Source organism: Streptomyces capparidis (genome assembly GCF_054782095.1).
This window is the reverse complement of record NZ_BAAGTD010000033.1, coordinates 78,710-101,661: the sequence shown is the minus strand read 5'-3', so window position 1 is coordinate 101,661 and position 22,952 is coordinate 78,710. Positions and strand designations below refer to the sequence as shown.

Here is a 22,952-nt window from a genome sequence, read left to right as displayed (position 1 = left end):
GCGGGCATTCCCGCGCTCACGGGGGTGGTCCACGCCGCCGGTGTGCTGGACGACGGCGTCGTGGAGTCCCTGACCCCGGAGCGGCTCGCCGCCGTCCTGCGCCCGAAGGTGGACGGGGCGTGGAACCTCCACGAGCTGACCGAGGGCCTGAACCTGTCGGCGTTCGTCCTGTTCTCCTCCGTCGCCGGTGTGCTGGGCGGCGCCGGGCAGGCCAACTACGCCGCGGGCAACGCCTTCCTCGACGCGCTCGCCGCGCACCGCCGCGCCTCCGGCCTGCCCGCCCAGTCCCTCGCCTGGGGCCCGTGGGCGGAGGTCAGCGGCATGGCCGACACGCTGGGCGAGGCGGACCGGCGCAGGTTGAGCCGGTCCGGCATGGCCGCCCTGTCCCCGGCCGACGGCATGGCGCTGTTCGACCTGGCCGGCGGGCTGGACGAGGCCGCGCTCGTGCCCGTCCGGCTGGACCTGTCCGCGGCCGGTGAGCGGGTGGACGCCTCGGCGGTGCCCGCGATCCTCCGCGGGCTCGTCCGCACCCCGCGGCGCACGGCCGACGCCGAGGCCGCGACCCCGGAGCAGGGGTGGGCGCGGCGACTGGCGGGGCTCGACCCGGCGGAGCAGGAGGCCGTGCTGCTCGGGATGCTGCGCACCCATGTCGCGGCGGTGCTCGGCCACGTCTCCGCGGACGAGGTCGATCCCGAGCTGGCCTTCCGGGAGGCCGGGTTCGACTCGCTGACCGCGGTCGAGCTGCGCAACCGGGTGGGCAAGGCCACGGGGCTGCGGCTGCCCGCGACCCTGGTCTTCGACTACCCCGCGCCGGTCACGCTGGCCCGTCATCTGCGGGACGAGCTGGTCGGCGCCGCCGACGCGGCGGCGCCGGCACCGGCGGCGGTGGCCGCGCCGCGGGACGACGAGCCCATCGCGATCGTCGGCATGGCCTGCCGCTACCCGGGCGGGGTGAACTCCCCCGAGGGGCTGTGGCGCCTGGTGGCGTCGGGTGCGGACGCGATCGACGGGTTCCCCACCGACCGCGGCTGGGACGTGGACGGCCTGTACGACCCGGAGCTGTCCCGGCCCGGAACCTCGTACACCAACGAGGGCGGGTTCCTGTACGACGCCGCCGAGTTCGACCCGGCGTTCTTCGGGATCAGCCCGCGCGAGGCGATGACGATGGACCCGCAGCAGCGGCTGCTGCTCCAGACCTCGTGGGAGGCCGTCGAGCGGGCGGGCATCGACCCGACGTCGCTCAAGGGCAGCAGGACCGGTGTGTTCGCCGGGCTGATCTACCACGACTACAGCGCGATCGTGCAGCAGGCGCCCAGCGAGGACATCGAGGGCTACAGCGCCAACGGCAGCGCCGGCAGCATCGCCTCGGGCCGGGTGGCCTACACCTTCGGGTTCGAGGGCCCCGCGGTGACGGTGGACACGGCGTGCTCGTCGTCGCTGGTGGCGCTGCACCTGGCCGCGCAGGCGCTGCGGTCGGGGGAGTGCGACATGGCCCTGGCCGGCGGGGTGACCGTGATGTCCACCCCGGGCACGTTCATCGAGTTCTCCCGGCAGCGGGCGCTGTCCCCCGACGGGCGGTGCAAGGCGTTCTCCGACTCGGCCAACGGCACGGGCTGGGGCGAGGGCATCGGCATGCTGCTGGTGGAGCGGCTGTCCGACGCCCGGCGCAACGGCCACCCGGTGCTGGCGGTGGTGCGGGGCTCGGCGGTGAACCAGGACGGCGCGTCGAACGGCCTGACGGCGCCGAACGGTCCTTCGCAGCAGCGGGTGATCCGGCAGGCGCTCGGGAGCGCGGGTCTGACCACGGCGGACATCGACGTGGTCGAGGCGCACGGCACCGGCACCCGGCTCGGCGACCCCATCGAGGCGCAGGCGCTGCTGGCCACCTACGGGCAGGACCGCCCCGAGGGACGTCCGCTGTGGCTGGGCTCCATCAAGTCGAACATCGGGCACTCGCAGGCCGCGGCCGGGGTGGCCGGTGTGATCAAGATGGTGATGGCGATGCGGCACGGGGTGCTGCCGCGCACCCTGCACGTGGACGAGCCGTCGTCGCAGATCGACTGGTCCGCGGGCGCGGTCGAGCTGCTGACGGAGGAGCGGCAGTGGCCCGAGGTGGGCCGCCCGCGCCGGGCGGCTGTGTCCTCGTTCGGGATCAGCGGCACCAACGCGCACACCATCATCGAGCAGGTGCCCGAGTCGGAGCCGGCGGCCGCGGAGGAACCCGTCCCGGCCGCGGACGGCACCGCGCCCCAGCCGGTGTCCTCGACGCTGCCGTGGCTGCTGTCCGCCAGGACCGCGGCTGGCCTGCGCGCCCAGGCCGCCCGGCTGCGCACGCACCTGGCGGAGCGCCCGGACCTCGCTCCCCGGGACGTGGCCCACTCCCTGCTCACCACCCGCACCGCCTTCGACCACCGCGCGGTGCTGCTCGGCGGCGACCGGCGGGAGTTCCTCGACCGGCTCGACGCGCTCGCGGACGGCCGCGAACTGCCCGGCCTCGTGACCGGCGCGCCCCTGACCGGGGCGCGGCGCGACGCGGTGATCGTCTTCCCGGGGCAGGGCTCGCAGTGGGCCGGCATGGGCGTGGAGCTGCTGGACACCTCGCCCGTGTTCGCCGAGCGGATGGCCGAGTGCGCGGCGGCGCTCTCCGCCCACCTGGACTGGTCGGTCCTCGACGTGCTGCGCGGCACGCCCGGCGCGCCGGGCCTGGACCGCATCGAGGTGATCCAGCCGGTGCTGTTCTCCGTGATGGTGTCCCTGGCCGAGCTGTGGCGCTCCCACGGCGTGCGGCCCGCCGCCGTGGTCGGGCAGTCCCAGGGCGAGGTCGCCGCCGCCTGCGTGGCGGGCGCGCTCACCCTGGAGGACGCGGCGCGGGTGGTGGCGCTCCGCAGCGTCGTGCTGGCCCGGAGGCTGGTCGGCAAGGGCGGCGTCGCCTCCCTGATGCTGCCCGCCGACGAGGCCGCCGAGCGGATCGCCCCGTGGGGCGACCGGGTGTCGCTGGCCGGGGTCAACGGGCCCTCCGTGGTGACCGTGGCCGGTGACGACGCGGCGCTCGCCGAGTTCGTCGCCGCCTGCGAGGCCGACGGCGTGCGGGCCAGGATCATCCCCGCGACCGTGCCCAGCCACTCCCCGGCCGTCGAGCCGCTGCGGGAGGAACTGCTCGACCTGCTCGCCCCGGTGGCCCCCCGGCCGGGCGGTGTGCCGTTCTACTCGACGGTGACCGGCACGGCCGTGGACACCGCCGAGCTGGACGCGGAGTACTGGTACCGCAACATGCGCAGCCCCGTGCTGTTCGAACCGGCCGTGCGGCAACTGCTGGACGAGGGCTTCCGCGTGTTCGTGGAGTCCAGCCCGCACCCGGTGCTGACCGTCGGCGTGCAGCAGACGGTGGAGCAGGCAGGAGTCGACGCGGTCGTCGTCGGGTCGCTGCGCCGCGACGAAGGAGGGCGGGCCCGCTTCCTGGCCTCGCTGGCCGAGGCCCACACCGGCGGCCTGCCGGTGGACTGGCGGGAGGTGCTCGGCGGCGCCCCGGCCCGGACGGTGCAACTGCCCACCTACGCCTTCCAGAACCAGCGCTACTGGCCGCGGGTGCGGCCCGGCGGCACCGGCGACGTGGCGTCCGCCGGGCTCAGCGCCGCCGGCCACCCGCTGCTCGGCGCCGCCCTGCCCCTGCCGGAGACCGGCGGGCTGCTGCTCACCGGCAGGCTCGCCCTCGACACGCACCCGTGGCTGGCCGACCACACCGTCGCCGGGGCGGTGCTGCTGCCCGGAACCGCGTTCCTCGAGCTGGCCGTCAGGGCCGGCGACCAGGTCGGCTGCGACCGGGTCGAGGAACTCACCCTGGAGGCCCTCCTGGTGCTGCCCGAACGCGGCGCGCTCCAGCTCCAGCTCACCGTCGGGGACGCCGACGACACCGGCCGCCGCCCCCTGAGCGTCCACTCCAGGCCCGCCGACGCCGCCGAGGCCGACCCGTGGACCCGCCACGCCCGCGGCCTGCTGGCAGGCGGCGCCGCGGCGGCCCCGGACGGTCTGACCGAGTGGCCCCCCGCGGGCGCCGAGCCCGTCCCCGTCGACGACATGTACGAGCGCTTCTCGCTGACGGGCATCGACTACGGCCCGCACTTCCAGGGCCTGCGCGCCGCCTGGCGGGTCGGCGACGACGTGGTGGCCGAGGTGGCGCTGCCCGAGGAGGCGGAGCGCGCCGCCGGGGAGTTCGGCGTCCACCCGGCGCTGCTCGACGCGGCGCTGCACGCGATCGGCGCGGGCGGGATGCTGACCGGGCCCGGCCCGATCCGGCTGCCGTTCTCCTGGTCCGGGGTCACGCTGCACGCGGCGGGCGCCTCGGCGCTGCGGGTGCGGATCTCGCCCGCGGGCCCGGACGCGGTGTCCCTGCTCGTGGCCGACACCTCGGGCGAACCGGTCGCCTCGGTGGAGTCCCTGGTGCTGCGGCCCGTCTCGGCGGACCGACTGCGGGCCCACGGCGGGCACCACGACAGCCTGTACCGCCTGAACTGGACCGCCCTGCCCGCACCGGCCTCACCCGGCGCCGCCCCCGAAGGCTCCTGGGCCCTGCTGGGCCACGACGCGTTCGGGCTCGGCGACGCCATGAAGGCCGCGGGAAACCCGCTCGGCGCCCACCCGGACCTGGCCTCCCTCGGCGAAGCCGCCGCGGCCGGCCACCCGCTGCCCGAGACGGTGCTGGTGTGCGCGGCGGGCACCGACCCGTCCCCGGACGCGGTGCGCCGCACCGTCCACGAGGCGCTGGCCCTGGCGCAGAGCTGGCCGGCCGACGACCGGTTCGCCGACTCCCGCCTGGTCGTGGTGACCCGCGGCGCGGTGGCCGCGGCCGACGGCGACACCGTGCCGGACCTGGCCGGAGCCGCCGCCTGGGGCCTGCTCAGGACGGCGCAGACCGAGAACCCGGACCGGTTCGTCCTGCTCGATCTGGACGACCTGGCCCCGGACCCGCACCTGCTGCGGGCGGCGCTCGCCACCGGCGAACCCCAGCTCGCCGTGCGGCGCGGCGCCGTGCACGCCCCGCGCCTGGCCCGGGTCGCCGCCGCGGCGGACACCCCGCCGCCCGGCACCGACGGCGCCCCCGCGGACGGCGCCCCCGCGGACCGCGGCACCGTCCTGATCACAGGCGGCACCGGTGTCCTCGGCAGCCTCGTCGCCCGGCACCTGGTCACCACGCGCGGTGTCCGCAGCCTGCTGCTGACCAGCAGGCGCGGCCCGCGCGCCGAGGGCGCCGCCGAACTCGCCGCCGAGCTGACCGCGCTCGGCGCCGACGTCCGCATCGCCGCCTGCGACGCCGCCGACCGGGACGCCCTGGCCGAACTGCTCGGACAGATCCCGGCGGACCGCCCGCTGACCGCGGTCGTGCACACCGCGGGCGTCCTCGACGACGGGGTGCTGGGCTCCCTGACCCCCGAACGCGTGGACCGGGTGCTGCGCCCCAAGGTGGACGCGGCCTGGCACCTGCACGAACTCACCCGGGACCGGGACCTGACGGCCTTCGTGCTGTTCTCCTCGGCCGCCGGCGTGTTCGGCGCGGCCGGGCAGGGCAACTACGCGGCGGCCAACGCCTTCCTCGACGGCCTGGCGCACCGGCGCCGCGCCCAGGGCCTGCCGGCCACCTCGCTGGCGTGGGGGCTGTGGGCCGACGAGACCGGCATCACCAGCGGCATGAACGACGGCCTCGGCGACGCGGACGTGCGGCGGCTGGCCAGGTCCGGGGTGGCGGGCCTGTCCGCCGCCGAGGGCCTGGCCCTGCTGGACACCGCGTCCGCCCGGGACGACGCCCTGCTCGTCCCGGTCCACCTGGACCTGGCCTCGGCCGGCGGTGCGGTGCCGCCGCTGCTGCGGGACCTCGTCCGCGTCCCGGCGCGCCGCGCCGCCAGGACCGGGGCGGCCGACGGCGCCACGCTGCGGGAGAGGCTGCTGCGCCTGCCCGCGGCCGACCGCCGCGGGACGCTGCTCGACCTGGTCCGCGACCAGGCCGCCGCCGTCCTCGGACACGCCGAACCGGACGGCATCGAGGCCGAGCAGGCGTTCAAGGAACTCGGCTTCGACTCGCTGACCGCCGTCGAGTTCCGCAACCGCCTCATCCGGGCCACCGGAGTGCGGCTGCCCGCCACGCTGGTCTTCGACCACCCCACACCGGGGGCCCTGGCCGCGCGACTGCTCGGCGAACTCGGCCTCGACGAGCCCGCGCGGTCCGCGCCGCTGCTCGCCGAGCTCGACCGCGTCGAGTCGGCCCTGTCCGCCGTCACCCCCGAAGGACTCGCCGACATCGCCCCGGACGACGCCGCCTACGAGCAGGTCACCGTGCGGCTCCAGACCCTGCTGGCCAAGTGGGGCCGGTTCCGCGGCGAGACCGGCGGCACCGGCGGCACCGGCACCACCGGGGCCGCCCCCGACCTCGCCACCGCGACCGCGGACGAGCTGTTCGACATCCTAGACGGCGAACTGGGCGACCTCGGCGAACCCGGCGAGCCCGGCGGGTCCGGCCGGAACGAAGGGGCGTGACGGCATGCGCGGCGAACCCGACACCTACCGAGGAGCGATGAACCGATGACCGACGAGGAGAAGCTCCTCGGCTACCTCCGCCGGGCCACGGCCGAACTGAAGGAGACGCGGGCGCGCCTGCGGGAGCTGGAGACCGGGGAGCGGGAGGCCGTCGCCGTCGTCGGCATGGCCTGCCGCTACCCCGGCGGGGTGGCCTCCCCCGAGGACCTGTGGCGGCTGGTCGCCGGGGGCACCGACGCGATCTCGGGCTTCCCCGAGGACCGCGGCTGGGACCTGGAACGGCTGTACCACCCCGACCCCGACCACCCCGGCACCACCTACACCCGGGAGGGCGGCTTCCTCCACGACGCCGCGGACTTCGACCCCGCGCCGTTCGGGATCCCGCCCCGCGAGGCCCTCGCCATGGACCCGCAGCACCGCCTGCTGCTGGAGACCTCGTGGGAGGCCGTGGAACGGGCCGGCATCGACCCGACGTCGCTCAAGGGCAGCAGGACCGGCGTCTTCGCCGGGGTCATGTACCAGGACTACGCCGCCCGCCTGCACTCCGTGCCCGAGGACGTCGCCGGGCACCTCGGCAACGGCAACACGGGCAGCATCGCCTCCGGCCGGGTGGCCTACACCCTCGGCCTGGAAGGCCCGGCCGTGACCGTGGACACCGCCTGCTCGTCGTCCCTGGTGGCCCTCCACCTGGCCGTCCGGGCGCTCCAGGCCGGAGACTGCACCCTGGCCTTGGCCGGCGGCGCCACCGTGATGTCCTCCCCAGGACTGCTGGTGGGCTTCGCCCGCCAGCGCGGCCTGTCCCCGGACGGCCGGTGCAAGGCGTTCGCCGCGTCCGCCGACGGCACGGGGCTCGCCGAGGGCGCCGGCATGCTGCTGCTGGAACGCCTCACGGACGCCCGGCGCAACGGGCACCGAGTGCTCGCCGTGATCCGGGGCACCGCCGTCAACCAGGACGGCGCGTCCAACGGCCTCACCGCGCCCAACGGCCCCGCGCAGCAGCGGGTGATCCGGCAGGCGCTCGCCGACGCCCGGCTCTCGGCCGACGAGATCGACGCGGCCGAGGCCCACGGCACCGGCACCACCCTCGGCGACCCGATCGAGGCCCAGGCCCTGCTGGCCACCTACGGCCAGGGCCGGGACACCACCCGGCCGCTGTGGCTCGGTTCGCTCAAGACCAACATCGGCCACACCCAGGCCGCCGCCGGTGTCGCCGGGGTGATCAAGATGGTGATGGCCATACGGCACGGCGTGCTGCCGCGCACCCTGCACGCGGACCGGCCCTCGCCCCGCATCGACTGGTCCGCGGGCGCGGTGGAACTGCTCACCGAGGCGCGGGAGTGGCCCGACACGGGGCGCCCGCGCCGGGCCGCGGTGTCCTCCTTCGGCATCAGCGGCACCAACGCCCACGCGATCGTGGAGCAGGCCCCGCCGCCGAAGCCCGCCGCCGGGCCCGCGCCCACCGTCACGTCCCCCGTGGTGCCGTGGGTCCTCTCCGGCAAGTCGCAGGACGCGCTGCGCCACCAGGCCCGGCGCCTCCTGGACCACATCCACGCCAACCCCGGCGCCGGCACCGCCGACATCGGCCTGTCCCTCGCCACCACGCGGACCCCGCACGAGCACCGCGCGGCGGTGGTGGCGGCGGACCGCACCGAGTTCACGGCCGCCCTCACCGCACTGGCCGAAGGCCGCGACACAGCCGCAGTGGTCCGCGGCACCCCACCCCGACGACCCGCACTCGCGCTGCTGTTCACGGGGCAGGGGGCGCAGCGGATCGGGATGGGCCGGGAGCTGTATGAGGCGTTCCCGGTGTTCGCGGAGGCGTTCGACGCGGTGTGTGCCCGGATGGACGGGCGGTTGGACCGGCCGTTGCGTGAGGTGGTGTTCGGCGGGGACGGGGAGCTGCTGGATCGGACGGTGTTCGCTCAGGCGGGGTTGTTCGCGCTTGAGGTGGCGCTGTTCCGCCTCTTCGAGTCGTGGGGTGTGGTGCCGGATTATCTGGCGGGGCACTCCATCGGTGAGTTGGCGGCGGCTCACGTGGCCGGTGTGCTGTCGTTGGACGACGCGTGCGCTCTGGTGGCTGCGCGTGGTCGGTTGATGCAGGCGTTGCCCTCCGGTGGGGCGATGGTGGCGGTGCAGGCCACCGAGGCCGAGGTGAGCGCTGTTCTGTCGGGTGGGGTGTCGATCGCGGCTGTCAACGGGCCGTCGTCGGTGGTCGTCTCCGGTGAGGAGCGGGCGGTGCTTGAGGTCGCCGCCGTCTTCCAGGCGCAGGGCCGCAAGACCAAGCGACTCACGGTCTCGCACGCGTTCCACTCGCCGTTGATGGAGCCGATGCTGGACGAGTTCCGGCAGGTGGCCGAGGGGTTGTCGTACGAGGCCCCGCGTATCCCGCTGGTGTCGAACCTCACCGGCGGCCTGGTCTCGGACGAGGTGTGCTCGGCGGAGTACTGGGTGCGGCACGTCCGCGAGGCGGTCCGGTTCGCCGACGGTGTGCGTACGCTCGCCGATCAAGGCGTGACCACCTTCGTCGAACTCGGCCCGGACGGTGTGCTCTCCGCGATGGCGCAGGAGGTCCTCCCGGGGGACGCCGTCTGTGTGCCGACGCTGCGGGCGGGCCGCCCCGAAGCGCGCACGGTGACCACCGCCGTCGCCGGGGCCCACGTCCGCGGTGTCCCCGTGGACTGGGACCGGTTCTTCGCGGGCCGGGGCGCCGTGCTCACCGACCTGCCCACCTACGCCTTCCAGCGCCGCCGCTACTGGCTGGACGCCGGGGTCCCCGAGGGCCATGTGGAGTTCGCCGGTCTCGCGGCGGCGGGGCACCCGCTGCTCGGGGCCGCCGTCGAGCTGCCCGACTCCGGGGGAGTGCTGCTCAGCGGCCGGCTGTCGCTGGAGCAGCAGCCGTGGCTCGCCGACCACCGGGTCGCGGGCCTCGCGCTGCTCCCGGCCACCGCCTTCGTGGAGCTGGCGCTCAGGGCCGGTGAGCACCTGGGCTGCCGCCTGGTGGCGGAGCTGACCCTGCACGCCCCGCTGGTGCTGCCGGAGAAGGGCGGCGTCGCCGTGCACGTGACGGCGGGACCCGCGGACGGGGACGGCAGGCACCCGGTCCGGGTGTACTCCCGGGACCCGCTGGCGCCGGGCGGCGAGGCGTGGACGCTGAACGCCGAGGGTGCCCTCGCGGCGGGCGGGGCCCGGCCGGGCTGGGCGCCCGAGGCGTGGCCGCCCACCGGGGCCGCGCCGGTGGACCTCGACGGCCTGTACGAGCGGCTGGCCGACGCCGGGTTCGGCTACGGCCCGGTGTTCCAGGGGCTGCGGGCCGCCTGGCGGCGCGGTGACGAGGTGTTCGCCGAGGTGGCGCTGCCGGGCGGCGCGGCCGGCGGGTTCGCGGTCCACCCGGCGCTGCTGGACGCGGCGTTGCAGGCGATGAACCTGGGCGGCCTGGTGGCGGACACCGGCGAGGCCCGGCTGCCGTACTCCTGGACCGGGGTCGGCCTGCACGGCGGCGGCGCCGCGGCGCTGCGGGTGCGGCTCGCCCCGGCCGGGCCCGGCGCGGTGACGCTGGACGCCGCCGACCCCGCGGGCGGGCCGGTGGCCACGGTGGAGTCGCTGCTGCTGCGCCCGGTCACCGAGGGCGGGCTGCGCGGCGGCGGGCACCGGTCGCTGTACCGGGTGGACTGGGCCCCGGTGCCGCTGCCGCCCGTGGCCGCGGCCGCCGCCGGCCGGGTGGCCGTGCTGGGCGGTGCGCACGCCGCGGGGCTGCACAAGGCGTGGGAGGTCGCGGGCGTCGAGGCCGCCGGGTACGGGGACCTGGCGGAGCTGCTGGCCTCGGGGGACGCCGTGCCGGAGACGGTGCTGCACCGCGTGGCGGGCGGCGCCGGCGACACCGGTCCCGCCGGGGCCGCGCACGAGGTGGCCCGGAGCGTGCTGGAGCTGCTGCGCGGCTGGCTCGCGGACGACCGCCTCGCGTCGTCGCGCCTGGTGGTGGTGACCGACGGCGCCGCGGGCCCGGACGGGGCCGCCGTGGACGTCGCGGCGGCCACCGCCTGGGGCCTGGTCCGCTCGGCGCAGGCCGAGCACCCCGGGCGGTTCGTGCTGCTCGACCTGCCCGGCGACGACGCGGACTGCTGCGCCGCGCTCCCGTCGGCGCTCGCCTCGGACGAACCCCAGATGGCGCTGCGGCGCGGACGCCTCCACGTGCCCGCGCTGGTCCGGGCCGCCGTGCCCGGCCGGGCGGCGGACCGGGCGCCGGAGGCGGACGGCACCGTGCTGATCACCGGCGGGACGGGGGCGCTCGGCGGGCTGCTGGCCCGGCACCTGGTCACCGGGCGCGGGGTGCGGCACCTGGTGCTCACCAGCCGCCGGGGCGAGGACGCGCCGGGCGCCGCCGAGCTGGTCGCGGAACTGGCCGCGCTGGGCGCCCGGGTGCGCGTCGCCGCGGTGGACACCGCGGACCGGGAGGCGCTGGCGGGACTGCTGCGGGAGATACCCGCCGACCGCCCGCTGACCGGGGTGGTGCACGCCGCCGGCGTGGTCGACGACGGGCTGATCGACGCGCTGTCCCCGGACCGGCTGGCCGCGGTGCTGCGGCCCAAGGTGGACGGGGCGTGGCACCTGCACGAGCTGACCGCCGACCTGGACCTGCCGCTGTTCGCGCTGTTCTCCTCCGTGGCGGGCACCCTGGGCGCGGCCGGGCAGGCCGGCTACGCCGCGGCCAACGCGTTCCTCGACGCCCTGGCCCGGCACCGCGCGGCGCACGGCCGACCGGCGGTGTCCCTGGCCTGGGGGGTGTGGGAGCACGGCAGCGAGATGACCGGGCGGCTCGGCGAGGCCGGGCTGCGGCGCATCCGGCGGTCCGGTCTCGGCGCGCTGTCCGACGAGGAAGGGCTCGCCCTGTTCGACGCCGCGGTCGCGGGCGGCCCGGCCGTCCTGGTGCCCGCCCGGCTCGACCTCGCCGGGCTGCGCGACCGGGCGGCGGCCGGGCGGGCGCAGCCGCTGCTCCGCGGACTGCTCGGCACCCCGGCGCGCACCGGGACCGCGGCCCCCGCGGCGGACCCGGAAGCGCTGCGGCGGCGCCTGGCGGACCTGCCGCGCGCCGAGGGCCTGCGCCTGCTGGACGAGGGGGTGCGCGGCACCCTCGCCACCGTGCTCGGGTACGCCTCCGGTGACGCGGTGGACCCCGAGCAGCCCTTCGCCGAGCTGGGCCTGGACTCGCTGGGCGCCATCGAGCTGCGCAACCGGCTGACCGCGAGCACCGGGCTGCGGCTGCCCGCCGCGCTCACCTTCGAGCAGCCCACACCGGGCGCGGTCGCCGCGCTGCTGTGGGAGCGGCTCACCGCCGCCGCGGACCGGGACACTCCGCGGAGCCCCGCGGCGCCCGAGGCGGCGCACGGCGTCGAAGCGCTGTTCCGGCAGGCGTGCCGGGCCGGGCAGTACGCCGACGGCGTGGGGCTGCTGATGGCGGCCTCCCGCATCCGCCCCGCGTTCGGCACCGGCGACCGCGCCGCGCCCGCCCCGGCGCCGGTGCGGATGTCCGCCGCCCCGGGGGGCACCGCGCTGGTCTGCTTCGCGGCCCCGGTCGCCCTGTCCAGCGCCCACCAGTACGCGCGGTTCGCCGCGGCGCTCCGGGACACCCACCGCGTCACCGCGCTGGTGCCGCCGGGGTTCGCCGACGGTGAGCCGCTGCCCGCGTCCGTGGAGGCCGTCGTCGCACACCAGGCCGAGCTGGTGCGGGAGTGCGCCGGCGGGGCGCCGTTCGTCCTGGTCGGCCACTCCTCCGGCGGCTGGCTCGCGCACGCCGCCGCCGCCCACCTGGAGAGCGCGGGCACGGCCCCCGCCGCGGTGGTGCTGCTGGACACGTTCCTGCCCGGCAACGACGCCGTCCAGGGCTTCGGCGAGGTGTTCGTCACCAGCATGCTGGAGCGGGAGGAGGTCGTGGGCGGCCTCGACTTCTCCCGGCTGACCGGGATGGGCGGCTACTTCCGCCTCTTCTCCGAGTGGCAGCCGGCGCCGATCCAGGCGCCCACCCTCTTCGTGCGGGCGGCCCGGCCCCTGCCCGGGGGCGACGGCTCGGGCGGCGGCCTGCGGGCCTCCTGGCAACTGCCGCACACCGCCGTGGAGGTGCCGGGGGACCACTGGACCATGCTGGAGGAGCACGCCGACGCGGCCGCGGCGTCGGTCCGCGACTGGCTCCGGGAGCGGGAGGTCTGACGGCGGGCCACCGCCCCGCACGGCACCGCCCCGCACGGCACGGGCGCCGGGCGGGGCGGTGGCCCGTTTTGCCGTGCGTGCCGCCGCTGTCGTAGAACGTGAGCCGTGACCGTGACCGGCGGGCCGGGCCCGGCGCCCGCCGCCGGGAGCCGAGGACGACGAGACGACGTGAAGGACGGCGAACGGGAATGGCCCTCACCCTCCGCGTGGACACCGCCCGCTGGCGGGAGCACCAGGAGTCCGTCCTGCGGGAGCTGCCCGGCCTGGTGCCGGTGTGCAAGGGCAACGGCTACGGCTTCGGCCTGCCGCGCCTGGCCCGGGAGGCCGGGCGCCTGGGGGCGGACCTCCTCGCCGTCGGCACCGCGTACGAGGCCGCCGAGGTCCGAGGCGTCTTCGGCGGCGACCTGCTCGTGCTGACCCCGCCGCATCGGGACGAGGGGCCGCTTCCGCTGCCGGACCGCGTGATCAGGACGGTGTCCGGCGTGGCCGAGGCCCGCCGCCTCGCGGGAGCCCGCGTCGTGGTGAAGCTGATGTCCTCCATGCGCCGCCACGGTGTGCCGGAGCACGACCTGCCCGCGCTCCGGGACGCCGTCCGGGAGCTGCGCTGCGAGGGCTTCTCCCTCCACCTGCCGCTCGACCGGGCGGACGGTACCGGCGCCGCGGACGAGGTCGCCGCGTGGATCGGCCGCCTGCGCGCGGCCGGGCTTCCGCCGCGCACCCTGTTCCTGTCCCACCTGTCGGCGGCCGACCTGGCCGCCCTCCGCGAGCGCTTCCCCGGCACCGAGTTCCGGCTCCGCGTCGGCACCCGGCTGTGGCTGGGCGGGCGCGGGGTGTCCGAGTACCGCGCCGACGTGCTGGCCGTGGCGCCCGTCGCCGCGGGGGAGCGCTTCGGCGAACGGCAGCGGCGGGCCCGCGCCGACGGCCACCTGGTGGTGGTGTCGGGCGGCACCGCGCACGGCATAGGGCTGTGGGCGCCGCGGACCCTCGGCGGCGTCCGGCCCCGCCTGCGGCACCTGAGGGGGGCCGTCCGCGCCGCCGCGGGCCGGCACCTGTCCCCGTACCTGCACGCGGGCGGCAGGTGCGCGTTCGCCGAACCGCCGCACACCCACGAGTCGGTCCTGTTCGTGCCCGCGCCGGTGCCGCCGCCGCGCCCGGGGGAGACCCTGCGGGCCCTGGTGCGCTACACCACGACCCGGGCCGACCGCGTAGCCGACCACGCCCCGGCGGCGTCCCGCCCCACCGCCGCGGGTTGACCCGGACACACCCCCTACCGGTCGGCCCGACCACGGCCGTGGGGCTGTCCCCACCTCCGCTCCGGAGGCTGCCGCCATGGGCGCGGCCGGCCCGCCGCGGCAGAGTTCCGGGGCATGAAGGCAACAGCGAAGACCCCGCGGGCCCGGCTGGCCACCGCCGCCGTGCTCGCCGCCGCCGTCGCGTCCACGGCCCTGGTCTCCGGTGCGTCCGCCGCCCCGCAGCCGGCGGACGCGGACACCGCGGCCTCCGCCGACGGCCCGCTCACCGCACGGGAACTGCGGCGCGAGGCGGCCCGTGTCCTGAAGGAGGGCGGGTTCGTCGGCGTCACGGTGCGGGTGCGCGACGGGAACCGCACGATCCACGCCCGCGCCGGCGAGGCGGAGCTGGGCACCGGCCGCCCCGTGCCGCACGGGGCGAACCTCAGGGTCGGCAGCGTCACCAAGGCGTTCGTGGCCACCGTGGTGCTGCAACTCGTCGCCGAGGGCAGGCTCTCCCTGGACGACACCGTCGAGCGGTGGCTGCCCGGCGTGGTCAGCGGCAACGGCAACGACGGCGGCCGCGTCACCGTCCGGAACCTGCTCCAGCACACCAGCGGCATCCACAACTACGGGCTCGAGGAGGACAACGGGGACACCGCCGCCGACTTCGAGCGGACCAGGTTCGACCACGTCGACCCCGAGCGGATGGTCGCCGGCGCGATGCGGCACCGGCCGGACTTCCCGCCCGCCCCGGCCGACGACCCCGAGCCCGACTGGAACTACTCCAACCCCGGCTACATCCTCGCCGGAATGATCATCGAGAAGGCCACCGGGCGGCCCTGGGCCGAGGAGGTGCACGACCGCATCATCCGCCCGCTCGGCCTGACCGGCACCCACGACCCCGGCGACGACCCGTACCTCGAGCCGCCGCACGCGCACACCTACCACCTGTTCCCCGGCTCTGCCACCCGCACGGACACCACGGCCAGGAACCTGTCCTGGGCGGGCGCGGCCGGCGCCCTCGTCGGCACCGAACGCGACGTGGACCGCTTCTTCACCGCGCTGCTCGGCGGCCGTCTGCTGCCCCCGGCCCAACTCGCGGAGATGCGCCGGACGGTGTCCGTCGGCGAGGACTTCCAACTGGGCTTCCCCGGGCTCCGCTACGGCCTGGGACTGATGCAGCAGCCGCTGACCTGCGGCGGCGACAGTTGGGGCCACGGAGGGGACCTGGAGGGGTTCACGGTGCGGCCCGGCGTCAGCGAGGACGGGCGGCGCTCGGTCGTCGTCGTCGCCAACGGCACCGGGGGCGGTGACGAGCAACTGCTGCGGGCCGAGCGGACCGTCCGCTCCCTGGTGGACCGCGCCCTGTGCGACGGTGCCCGGTGACGCGGCGAACGGTGACGCGGCCGCGGCCTGCGGGCTCCTCGCCGCCCTCGCGGCAGCGGCACCGCCGTCCCGGACACCCCCACCGGCACCACCACCGCCCGCAGCGGCACGGCGGACCGGCGCACCGGCCGCCCGGCCCGCCCCGGCGACCACCACCGGGCGGGCAGCACGGCGAAGCCGCTCGTCGCGACCGTGCTGCTGCGACTGGTGGGCGACGGCGGGCTCTCCCTGGACGACACCGTCGAGCGGTGGCTGCCCGGCGTGGTGCGCGGCAACGGCAACGACGGCGGCCGGATCACCGTCCGGCACCTGCTCCAGCACACCAGCGGCGGGTACAACTGCACCCGCGACCGCGACCTGTTCCCGGCCGTGCACTCCGCGCGGCGCTACCACCGGCACCGCTTCCGGCACTACACCGCCGAGGAACTGGTGGCCGCGTCGGTACGCCACCCCCCGGACTTCCCGCCCGGCACGGCCCACCGCCACTCCAACACCGACTACGTCCTCGCCGGGATGGTGATCGAACGGGTCACCGGGCGCACCTGGCGCGCCGAGGTGCGCGACCGGATCATCCGGCCGCTGCGGCTGACCGGCACCTCCCTGCCGGGCGACGACCCCACGCCGCCCGCCCCGCACACGCGCGGCCACCACCGGTTCGCGGAGGACGGCGGCGGCGCCTGGACCGACACCACGCTGTTCAACGGCACCGGGGCCGACGCGGCCGGGGACCTGGTCACCACGCCCCGCGACGTCAACCGCTTCCCGACCGCGCTGCTCACCGGGCGGCTGCCGCGCCCCGCCCAACCGGACGAGATGCGGCGCACCGAGCCCTGATCGACAGGGCGCTGTGCGCGCCCGGGCCGTGAGCGGCCTCGCCGCCCCGGCCCCGCGCGTCCGCTGTCGGATCGCTCAACTAGCGTGCCGTTCCACGAAGTTGAACATCGAGCGGGGAGCGAGATGAAGCAGCCCGAGGAGCAGCGCCATGCCGAAAGCCCAGCGGTGGGGGAGGAGGACTCCTTCTCCGTCCCCGACGCCTGGCGGGACCGGGTGCACCCGCGCCGCGGCGGGACACCCGGCCCGGCGACGGGGATCGACCCGCGGGCGGGCGCGGCCGTGCGGCGCAGGCTGGAGGGGATCCGGCCCGAGGTGGACGCGGCGCTGGAGCACAAGCGCAGCGACGCGGAGATGGCGCGGGCGGCCCGCGCCCACCTCGGCGGGGAGCCCGACCCGCTGGGCGCGGCCGTGGTGGCGGCGCTGATCACCTCGATCTCGGGGTGGGCGGAGGTGAGGTGCGAGAGCTTCACCGACGCCTGGGCCGAGCGGCACGGCCTGGTCTTCGCGGCCCGGGCCACCGCGGAGCTCAGCCGCGTCCTGGTGCAGTACCTGTCCTCCGGCTCCTCCCGCAGGAGCGCCGTGCGCTGGGTCAAGGAGCTCGGCGACGACTGCTCCGCCTCCGGGTTCGAGGACATCGAGGGCGCCGCCCACCGGTGCAGGGAACTGCTGGCGTGCGCCGACGAGGAGGTCCACCGGCAGGCCGCGGCGGCGCTCGCGGACCACCGAGCCACCCAGTACCAGCGCGTGGTGGTGTCCTACCTGGTGCCCGGCCGCACGGAGTGGGTGGAGGAGCTGCTCGCCACCCCGCTGACCGCGCGGTTCGCCAGGCTCTCGCCGATGCTGCCGTGCGCGCTCGGCTCCCCCGGGCACCTCGCGCTGCTGCGCGAGCGGCAGCAGGACGCCTGGCTGACGATCGCCCGGTCCCCGCACACCGTGGCCGAGGGCGTCGGCCCCGCGCTCACCCCGACGCTGCTCGCGCTGCTGGACGAGCGCGGCGGGTGCGCGCCCGCGGAGCGCCGGGCCGTGTGCGAGGTGCTCGCCGCGATGCCGGGTGACGACGCGTTCCGGGCGCTGCTCACCCGCGTCGACCAGCCGGGCGTGCACGAGCCGCTGCTCGAGGCGATGCGGCGGTTCCCGGAGCGGGCGCTGCGGCTGCTGGCCGGCGCCGCCGTGGGCGCCTCGCGGAAGGCCCGGCTGACCGGCAGGCTGCTGCGGGAGCACCTGCGGGCCCACCCGGAGTCGGCCGAGCGGGTGGCGCCGGGGCTGCCCGAACCCGCGCGGCGGGCGATGGCCAAGGCCGCGCGCGCCACGGGAGCGGTGGACGAGGCGCCGCCGGACGCGGTGCCCCGCCCGCTGTCCGGGCCGCCCGCCGTCCCGGACAGCGCCGCCGCCGAGGCCGCCGAGGTGGACGTCCACCTGCTGCCGCCGGTGCTGCTGCACGGGCGGCGGCAGGCGCTGCCGGTCGCGGCCGTCCGGAACCTGGTGGCGCTGCTCGCCGCGGCCGGGGCGGGCCCGGACGGCGGCAGCGGCGGCGCCCGGGCGGGCATCGACGAGGTGCGGCGGGTGTGCGACCCGGTGTCCCTGGACGACTTCGGGTGGGCGCTGTTCCGGCAGACGGGCCAGGAACCGGCCTGGGCGCTGGCCGCCCTGGGCCGGCTGGGCGGCGACGAGACGGCGCGCCGCCTCACCCCGCTCATCCGCTCCTGGCCGCGCCGGGGCCACTACCGCAAGGCCGTCGCCGGACTCGACGCGCTGGTCGCCATCGGCAGCGAGGTCGCGCTGATGCACCTGGCCGGGACGGCGCGGCGGACGGAGCACGAGAGCGTGCGCAAGGCCGCGTGGCAGCGCCTGGAGCGGCTCGCCGCCGACCGCGGACTTCCCCCGGAGAAGTTCGCCGAGGGACTGGTGCCCGGCTTCGGCCTGGACCGGCTGGGCGGGCTCACCCTCGACTACGGCAGGCGCCGGTTCACCGCCCGGTTCGACGAGCACCTCACGCCGTACGTCACCGACGAGGACGGCAGGCGCCGCCGGAACCTGCCCCGGCCGGGCGTCCGCGACGACCAGGTGCTCGCGCCGCTCGCCCACCGCAGGTACACCGGGCTGCGGCGGGACGTGCGCGCGGTCGCCGCGGAGCAGATCCGGCGCCTGGAGCGGGCGATGGTGACCGAGCACCGCTGGCCGCTCGCCGAGTTCCGCGCCCACTTCGCCGACCACCCGCTGCTGTGGCACGTCGCGCGGCGCCTGGTGTGGACCGGCGGCCACGGCGCGACCCGGGTCGAGTTCCGCGTCGCGGAGGACCGCACCCTCGCCGACGTGCACGACGACACGCTGCGACTGCCCGCCGACGCCGCCGTCGGCGTCGCCCACCCGGTGCACCTGGCGGACGCGGCCCGGTGGGCGGAGGTGTTCGCGGACTACGAACTCCTCCAGCCGTTCCCGCAACTCGACAGGCCCGTCCACACCCTGGCCCCCGGCGAGCGGGACGGCGCGGAGCTCAAGCGGTTCCACGACGTGACCGTGCCCACCGGCCGGGTGCTCGGCCTCGCCCAGCGCAACTGGCGGCGCGTCGCCCCACGGGACGGCGTGCAGTCGTCGGCCCTGCTGGAACTGCCCGGCGGCCTCGGCGTGGCCGTCGAGCTCGACCCGGGCATCCCCGTCCGCTCGCCGCAGGACCGCCCGGAGCAGACGATCCGCGCGGTGCGCCTCCACCGGCTCCCCGAGGCCGGGCCCGCGCCCGACGCGCCGCGCTTCGCCGACCTCGGGCCGGTGGCCGTCTGCGAACTCCTGGCCGACCTCGCCGCCCTGACCCGCCCGGCGCCCTGACCGGGCCCGCCGGGCGAGGGCTCGCCCCGGGGAGGGCGCTCACCCGGTGCGCGCCCTCCCCGGACCGCGCGGCCCGGCCCCGGCCGGGCCGCGCGGGCGCCGCCCCCTCAGCTGGCGGCCCCGCCGAACTCGGCGGCGTGCTCGGCCACCCACTGGGCGAAGGTCGCGGCGGGCCGCCCGGTGACCCGTTCCACCGTGGGCAGCACCGTCGCCCCGCGGCCGACCGACAGGTCGAAGAAGCGGGTCAGCGCGTCCGCCGGCGCCTCCCCGACCAGGCGGCTCAGCTCCCGGTGCCCGGCGTCCCCGGTCAGCTCCTCGTACCGCACCCCGGCGCCGGTCACCTCCCCGATGATCCGGGCCTGCTCGCGGTGGGTGAGGGACTGCGGCCCCGTCAGCGGCAGCACCTCGCCCGCGTACTCGTCCCGCAGCAGCGCCCGCGCGGCCACCGCGGCGATGTCGCGCTCGTGCACCGGGCTGGTCGCGGCGTCGCCGAACGGCCAGCGCACCACACCGCCGGAGCGGATCCCGGGCGCCCACCACAGGGCGTTGGACATCAGCAGGTTCGGCCGCAGATGCGCCCACTGGGCCCCGGACGCCTCGACGGCCCGCTCCGCCTCGCGGTGCGCGGCGCCCAGCGGACTCGAGAAGCCCACCGCCGCCTCGTCCGCGGTCAGGGAGGACAGCAGCACGATCCGGCGCACGCCCGCCCTCCGCGCCGCCCCCGCGAGACCCGCCACGGCTCCCGGGATCAGCAGCAGGAACACGCCGTCGATCCCGTCCACCGCCTTGGCCTGCGTGTCCGGGTCCGCCAGGTCGCCGACGAGGACCTCCACGCCCTCGGCGGGCTCCCACGGCGCCCCCGGCTCCGCGACCACCCGCACCCGCGCGCCCTCCGCCAGCAGCTCGGGAACGAGGTGCCGACCGACATTGCCGGTCGGGCCAGTCACCAGGAACATCGCACTCTCCTCTCGGTGCCGCCCGCAACGGCGCGCCGGGCGGCCGCGCCGGTGCCGGCGCCGCGCGGACCCTGCGGGGCGACCGGGGCCCGCGGTGGACGTCGCGCCGGTGCGGCCAGGATGGCGCACGCGGCCTCGCGCCCGGCTCCAGCGGCGGCCCGGCGGCGGCGCGGACCCGCGGCCGCCCGCCGCCCCGTGCTACGCGCGTCACTCCGGGCCGTGGAAAGCCGGGCCGTGGAACGCCTTCGCCGCCTCGCCGCAGGGCGCCGGCGCCCGCGGGGTGACCCGGTGCTCCCGCACGAAGTCCTCCGTCCGCCGGGCGACCTCGCGGGCCACCGGGGTGTCGTAGCGCAGGAAGTGGCGGCGCAGCGCGGTCAGCCGGGCGTTGACGCGGGACGAGGTGACCCGCTCGGCCAGGGCCAGGGCCTGCTCGGTGACGGCGGCGGCGCCGTCCACGTCGCGCCGGGCCAGCCGCGCGTGCGCCAGTGACGCCTGGTGCAGCAGCGTGTTGCGCGGCTGGCCGTCCCCGAGCATCGCGATCCCGCGGGCGAGGAGCGGTTCGGCGCGCTCGGCGTTCCCCAGCTCCAGCCAGGCCCGGCCCGCGTCGGCCACCATGACGCCGGGCGTGAGCCAGTACGCCCAGGGCGCCTCGGCCGGGCGCCGGTCCGGTGTCAGCTCCGCCGCCTCGTCCAGGGCGCGGCGGCAGCCGCCCGTGTCGCCCAGGCTCGCGTACGCGCGGGCCTGCCGGGTGGCCAGCAGCGCCCCGGCGATGCCCATCTCCCGCTGGGGCGCGCCCATGCGGGCGATGTGGATCAGGCGCAGCGCCTCCTGCCCGTGGCCCTCCCACGCCGCCCGGTAGCTCATGCAGGAGATGACGTACGCGGCCAGCGGGCGGTCGCCCGCGCACCGCGCCGCGCGCAGCGCGGTGAGGAAGCAGTGCCGGGACCGGTCCGGCAGGCCGGCGTCGGCGGCCAGCCAGCCGGCGAGCTGGGCGAGCTCGGCGACCGTCCGGTGCAGCCGCACCCCCGCCTCCTCGTCGTAGGCGGACTCCGTGGCCAGCCTCAGCGCCCATCGCAGGTCGTGCAGCGTCCAGTCCAGCACCAGCGGGCTGTCGCAGCCGTCGTCGAGCCTGCGCAACTGGTGCAGCCTGGCGTCGAGCAGTTCGAGCACCTCGGGCGGCACCTCGGCGCCGCGCCGCCGTGACGGGGGGTCCGCCTCGGGGTGCACCAGCCAGTCCAGCGCGGCCATGATCATGTGTTCGGCCGGGGGCGTCGCCGCCGGGTGCGGGGGCGGGGCGTCGGCGGAGGCCCGGCCGGTGCCCGGCCCCTCGGGCGGTGCCTCGCCCGCGGTCCCGGCGCCGGGTGCGGGGCGCGCCGTGAAGTGCTTGGGCCACAGGGTCTCGACGGTGACGTGCTCGCCGAGGTGCTCGGTGAGCAGGTCCGCGACCTTACGGGGCAGGCCGCCGCGGGGGCACGACCCCTTGAGCCAGTTGTAGGGGGCCTTGCTGCTGATGGTTCCCGGGCCCCACCGCCTGTTGATCTCCCTGGCCAGTCGCTCGGGTGACCAGGTGAGGCGCGCCAGGCAGTCGGCGAGCCGAGAGCCCCCGCTCACCGACCGCGGCCTCTGGACCCGGCGGCCTCGCCTCCCCGGCCGGGGTGCGGCGCGCAGCGCGGGGGACATGGCCGGTGGTGGCGGCCGGAACGAGGTCGGCGGCGGCCGGGAAGTGGGCGGCGGCGGCCGGGAAGGGGCCGGTGGCGGCCGGGAAGGGGCACGGGTCCGCCGGGAGCGGTTCCGGCGTCTGCCTTGAGCAATCGGGGCATGCGGTTCACTGGATACCCGCTCCCTCTCGAGCGTGCGTGGTCCTGTCGCCGATCATTCCGATCGGTCCGGAAAACGTGCTGGAGGCGGTCACCGCCAAAGACGGTCGCTCATACTACGACGCGTCCCCAGGAGCGTAAAGGGAGGTCCGTGGGGCCTGCCGCGCGGAGTGCGGAGTGAATTGCCGGGCGGGTGACGCGGATTCGCGGGCTTCCCGGGAGAAGGTGAACGGGCGCCCTCCGGGAGGTGGCCCGGCGGGGCCGTGGAAGGGTGCGGTGAGTGTCGCGCCGTCGGGTCGGCGCGTTCCCCGCCGATTCCCGGCCCGGGCCGTCCGGTTTTCCCGGCCTGACGCCGATCGCCGCCGGTGAAGGGGATTTCTGGCCATTTCTGGGTGTTCACACGCCGAGCTGACCAAGTTGACCAAGCTGACCGGGCGGACGCCTTCTGGAGCCCACGTCCCGCACGCTGCACTGGGGCCGAACGCCCCACGTGGGAGCGGTGTGACGCGGGTAGAGCGATGAGAGCTCGGGAGTCGGCGATGCGGTGGCGGGAACGGCTGAGGGAACACGGCGGCGACGGCCCGCCCCGGCGGTGCGTGCCCGCGTCGGGCCGTCCGCCGCGGGCGCGGTGCGGCGGTACGGCCGGCACGGGCGGCCGGGGTGGCGCCCCTTACCCGCACGCCCCGGATTGCCGGTGGAGAGCGACTGGTTTTCCGCTCGAGTCATGGCGCGGACATAGGCGCATTGTTATTCGAACATATGAGTAGGGTGCGGTGGGCGCATACCGAAGGGGCCCCGGGGCCCGCGTTTCGATCACCCCCGGGACATTCCTGTGTCCGTCCCCCACTGTTACCAGTGGAAACAGTGTGGGATTTCCACAGGACCCGGCCGGGGAAAGCGCTTCACATTCCCCGGCGGGGGCCGACCGCGCGAACTCCGTCCGGCCGTATACAGCCGGAGAAGTGAACTCCCGGTGTGCCTCCCCGGATATCCCGGGTGCGGTCCGCCGACCGGGCGGGCGGCACCGGGGAGACCCCGCGGCGGCCGGAGCGGCGGCCGCGGCCGCCGCTCCGGCCGCCGCGCGCGGGGCACACCCGGGGCCGGACGCCGCGGCCGCCGCCCGGCACCCCGCCACCCCCGGCGCGGCACCCCGCGGGAACGGCGTCCGCGGGGCGGCG

Annotated in this window: 7 protein-coding genes and 1 pseudogene; 6 read left to right on the top strand and 2 right to left on the bottom strand. The window is 77.2% G+C overall.

Features of this window, described 5'->3' with window-relative positions; all coding sequences use genetic code 11:
- From ACYVO2_RS24580 to ACYVO2_RS24555, 6 genes and pseudogenes are all read left to right on the top strand, one after another.
- Positions 1–6,525, top strand: a 6,525-nt coding sequence (locus tag ACYVO2_RS24580) for an SDR family NAD(P)-dependent oxidoreductase (protein ID WP_461010140.1), incomplete at its 5' end; no start/stop codon positions are given.
- 48 nt (positions 6,526–6,573) lie between these two features.
- Positions 6,574–12,726, top strand: a pseudogene (locus tag ACYVO2_RS24575) (type I polyketide synthase); the annotation flags it as partial.
- Between the two features lie 188 nt (positions 12,727–12,914).
- On the top strand, positions 12,915–13,979 hold the full coding sequence (locus ACYVO2_RS24570; RefSeq protein ID WP_461010139.1) for an alanine racemase: 1,065 nt from the start codon (positions 12,915–12,917) through the stop codon (positions 13,977–13,979).
- Positions 13,980–14,093: 114 nt separating this feature from the next.
- Positions 14,094–15,344: a serine hydrolase domain-containing protein gene (locus ACYVO2_RS24565; protein ID WP_461010138.1), complete on the top strand. Its 1,251-nt coding sequence runs from the start codon at positions 14,094–14,096 to the stop codon at positions 15,342–15,344.
- Between the two features lie 27 nt (positions 15,345–15,371).
- Entirely contained in the window at positions 15,372–16,178 is an 807-nt protein-coding gene (locus ACYVO2_RS24560; protein WP_461010141.1) for a serine hydrolase domain-containing protein, read from the top strand.
- A 123-nt stretch (positions 16,179–16,301) separates the two neighbouring features.
- Positions 16,302–19,001, top strand: coding sequence for a DUF4132 domain-containing protein (locus tag ACYVO2_RS24555; protein WP_461010137.1), 2,700 nt, complete (start codon positions 16,302–16,304; stop codon positions 18,999–19,001).
- A gap of 107 nt (positions 19,002–19,108) precedes the next feature.
- Here ACYVO2_RS24555 and ACYVO2_RS24550 read toward each other — a convergent pair whose 3' ends face one another.
- Positions 19,109–19,957, bottom strand: a complete 849-nt coding sequence (locus tag ACYVO2_RS24550; RefSeq protein WP_461010136.1) for an SDR family oxidoreductase — start codon at positions 19,955–19,957, stop codon at positions 19,109–19,111.
- Between the two features lie 207 nt (positions 19,958–20,164).
- Positions 20,165–21,568 (bottom strand): hypothetical protein, encoded by a 1,404-nt coding sequence (locus ACYVO2_RS24545; protein ID WP_461010135.1) that lies wholly within the window; start codon positions 21,566–21,568, stop codon positions 20,165–20,167.
- Positions 21,569–22,952 lie beyond the last annotated feature (1,384 nt).

Bases quoted from the DNA above. Each gene is read 5' to 3' on its own strand.
- ACYVO2_RS24570 (WP_461010139.1), top strand. From the start codon at position 12,915: ATGGCCCTCACCCTCCGCGTGGACACCGCCCGCTGGCGGGAGCACCAG.
- ACYVO2_RS24565 (WP_461010138.1), top strand. From the start codon at position 14,094: ATGAAGGCAACAGCGAAGACCCCGCGGGCCCGGCTGGCCACCGCCGCC.
- ACYVO2_RS24555 (WP_461010137.1), top strand. From the start codon at position 16,302: ATGAAGCAGCCCGAGGAGCAGCGCCATGCCGAAAGCCCAGCGGTGGGG.
- ACYVO2_RS24550 (WP_461010136.1), bottom strand. From the start codon at position 19,957: ATGTTCCTGGTGACTGGCCCGACCGGCAATGTCGGTCGGCACCTCGTT.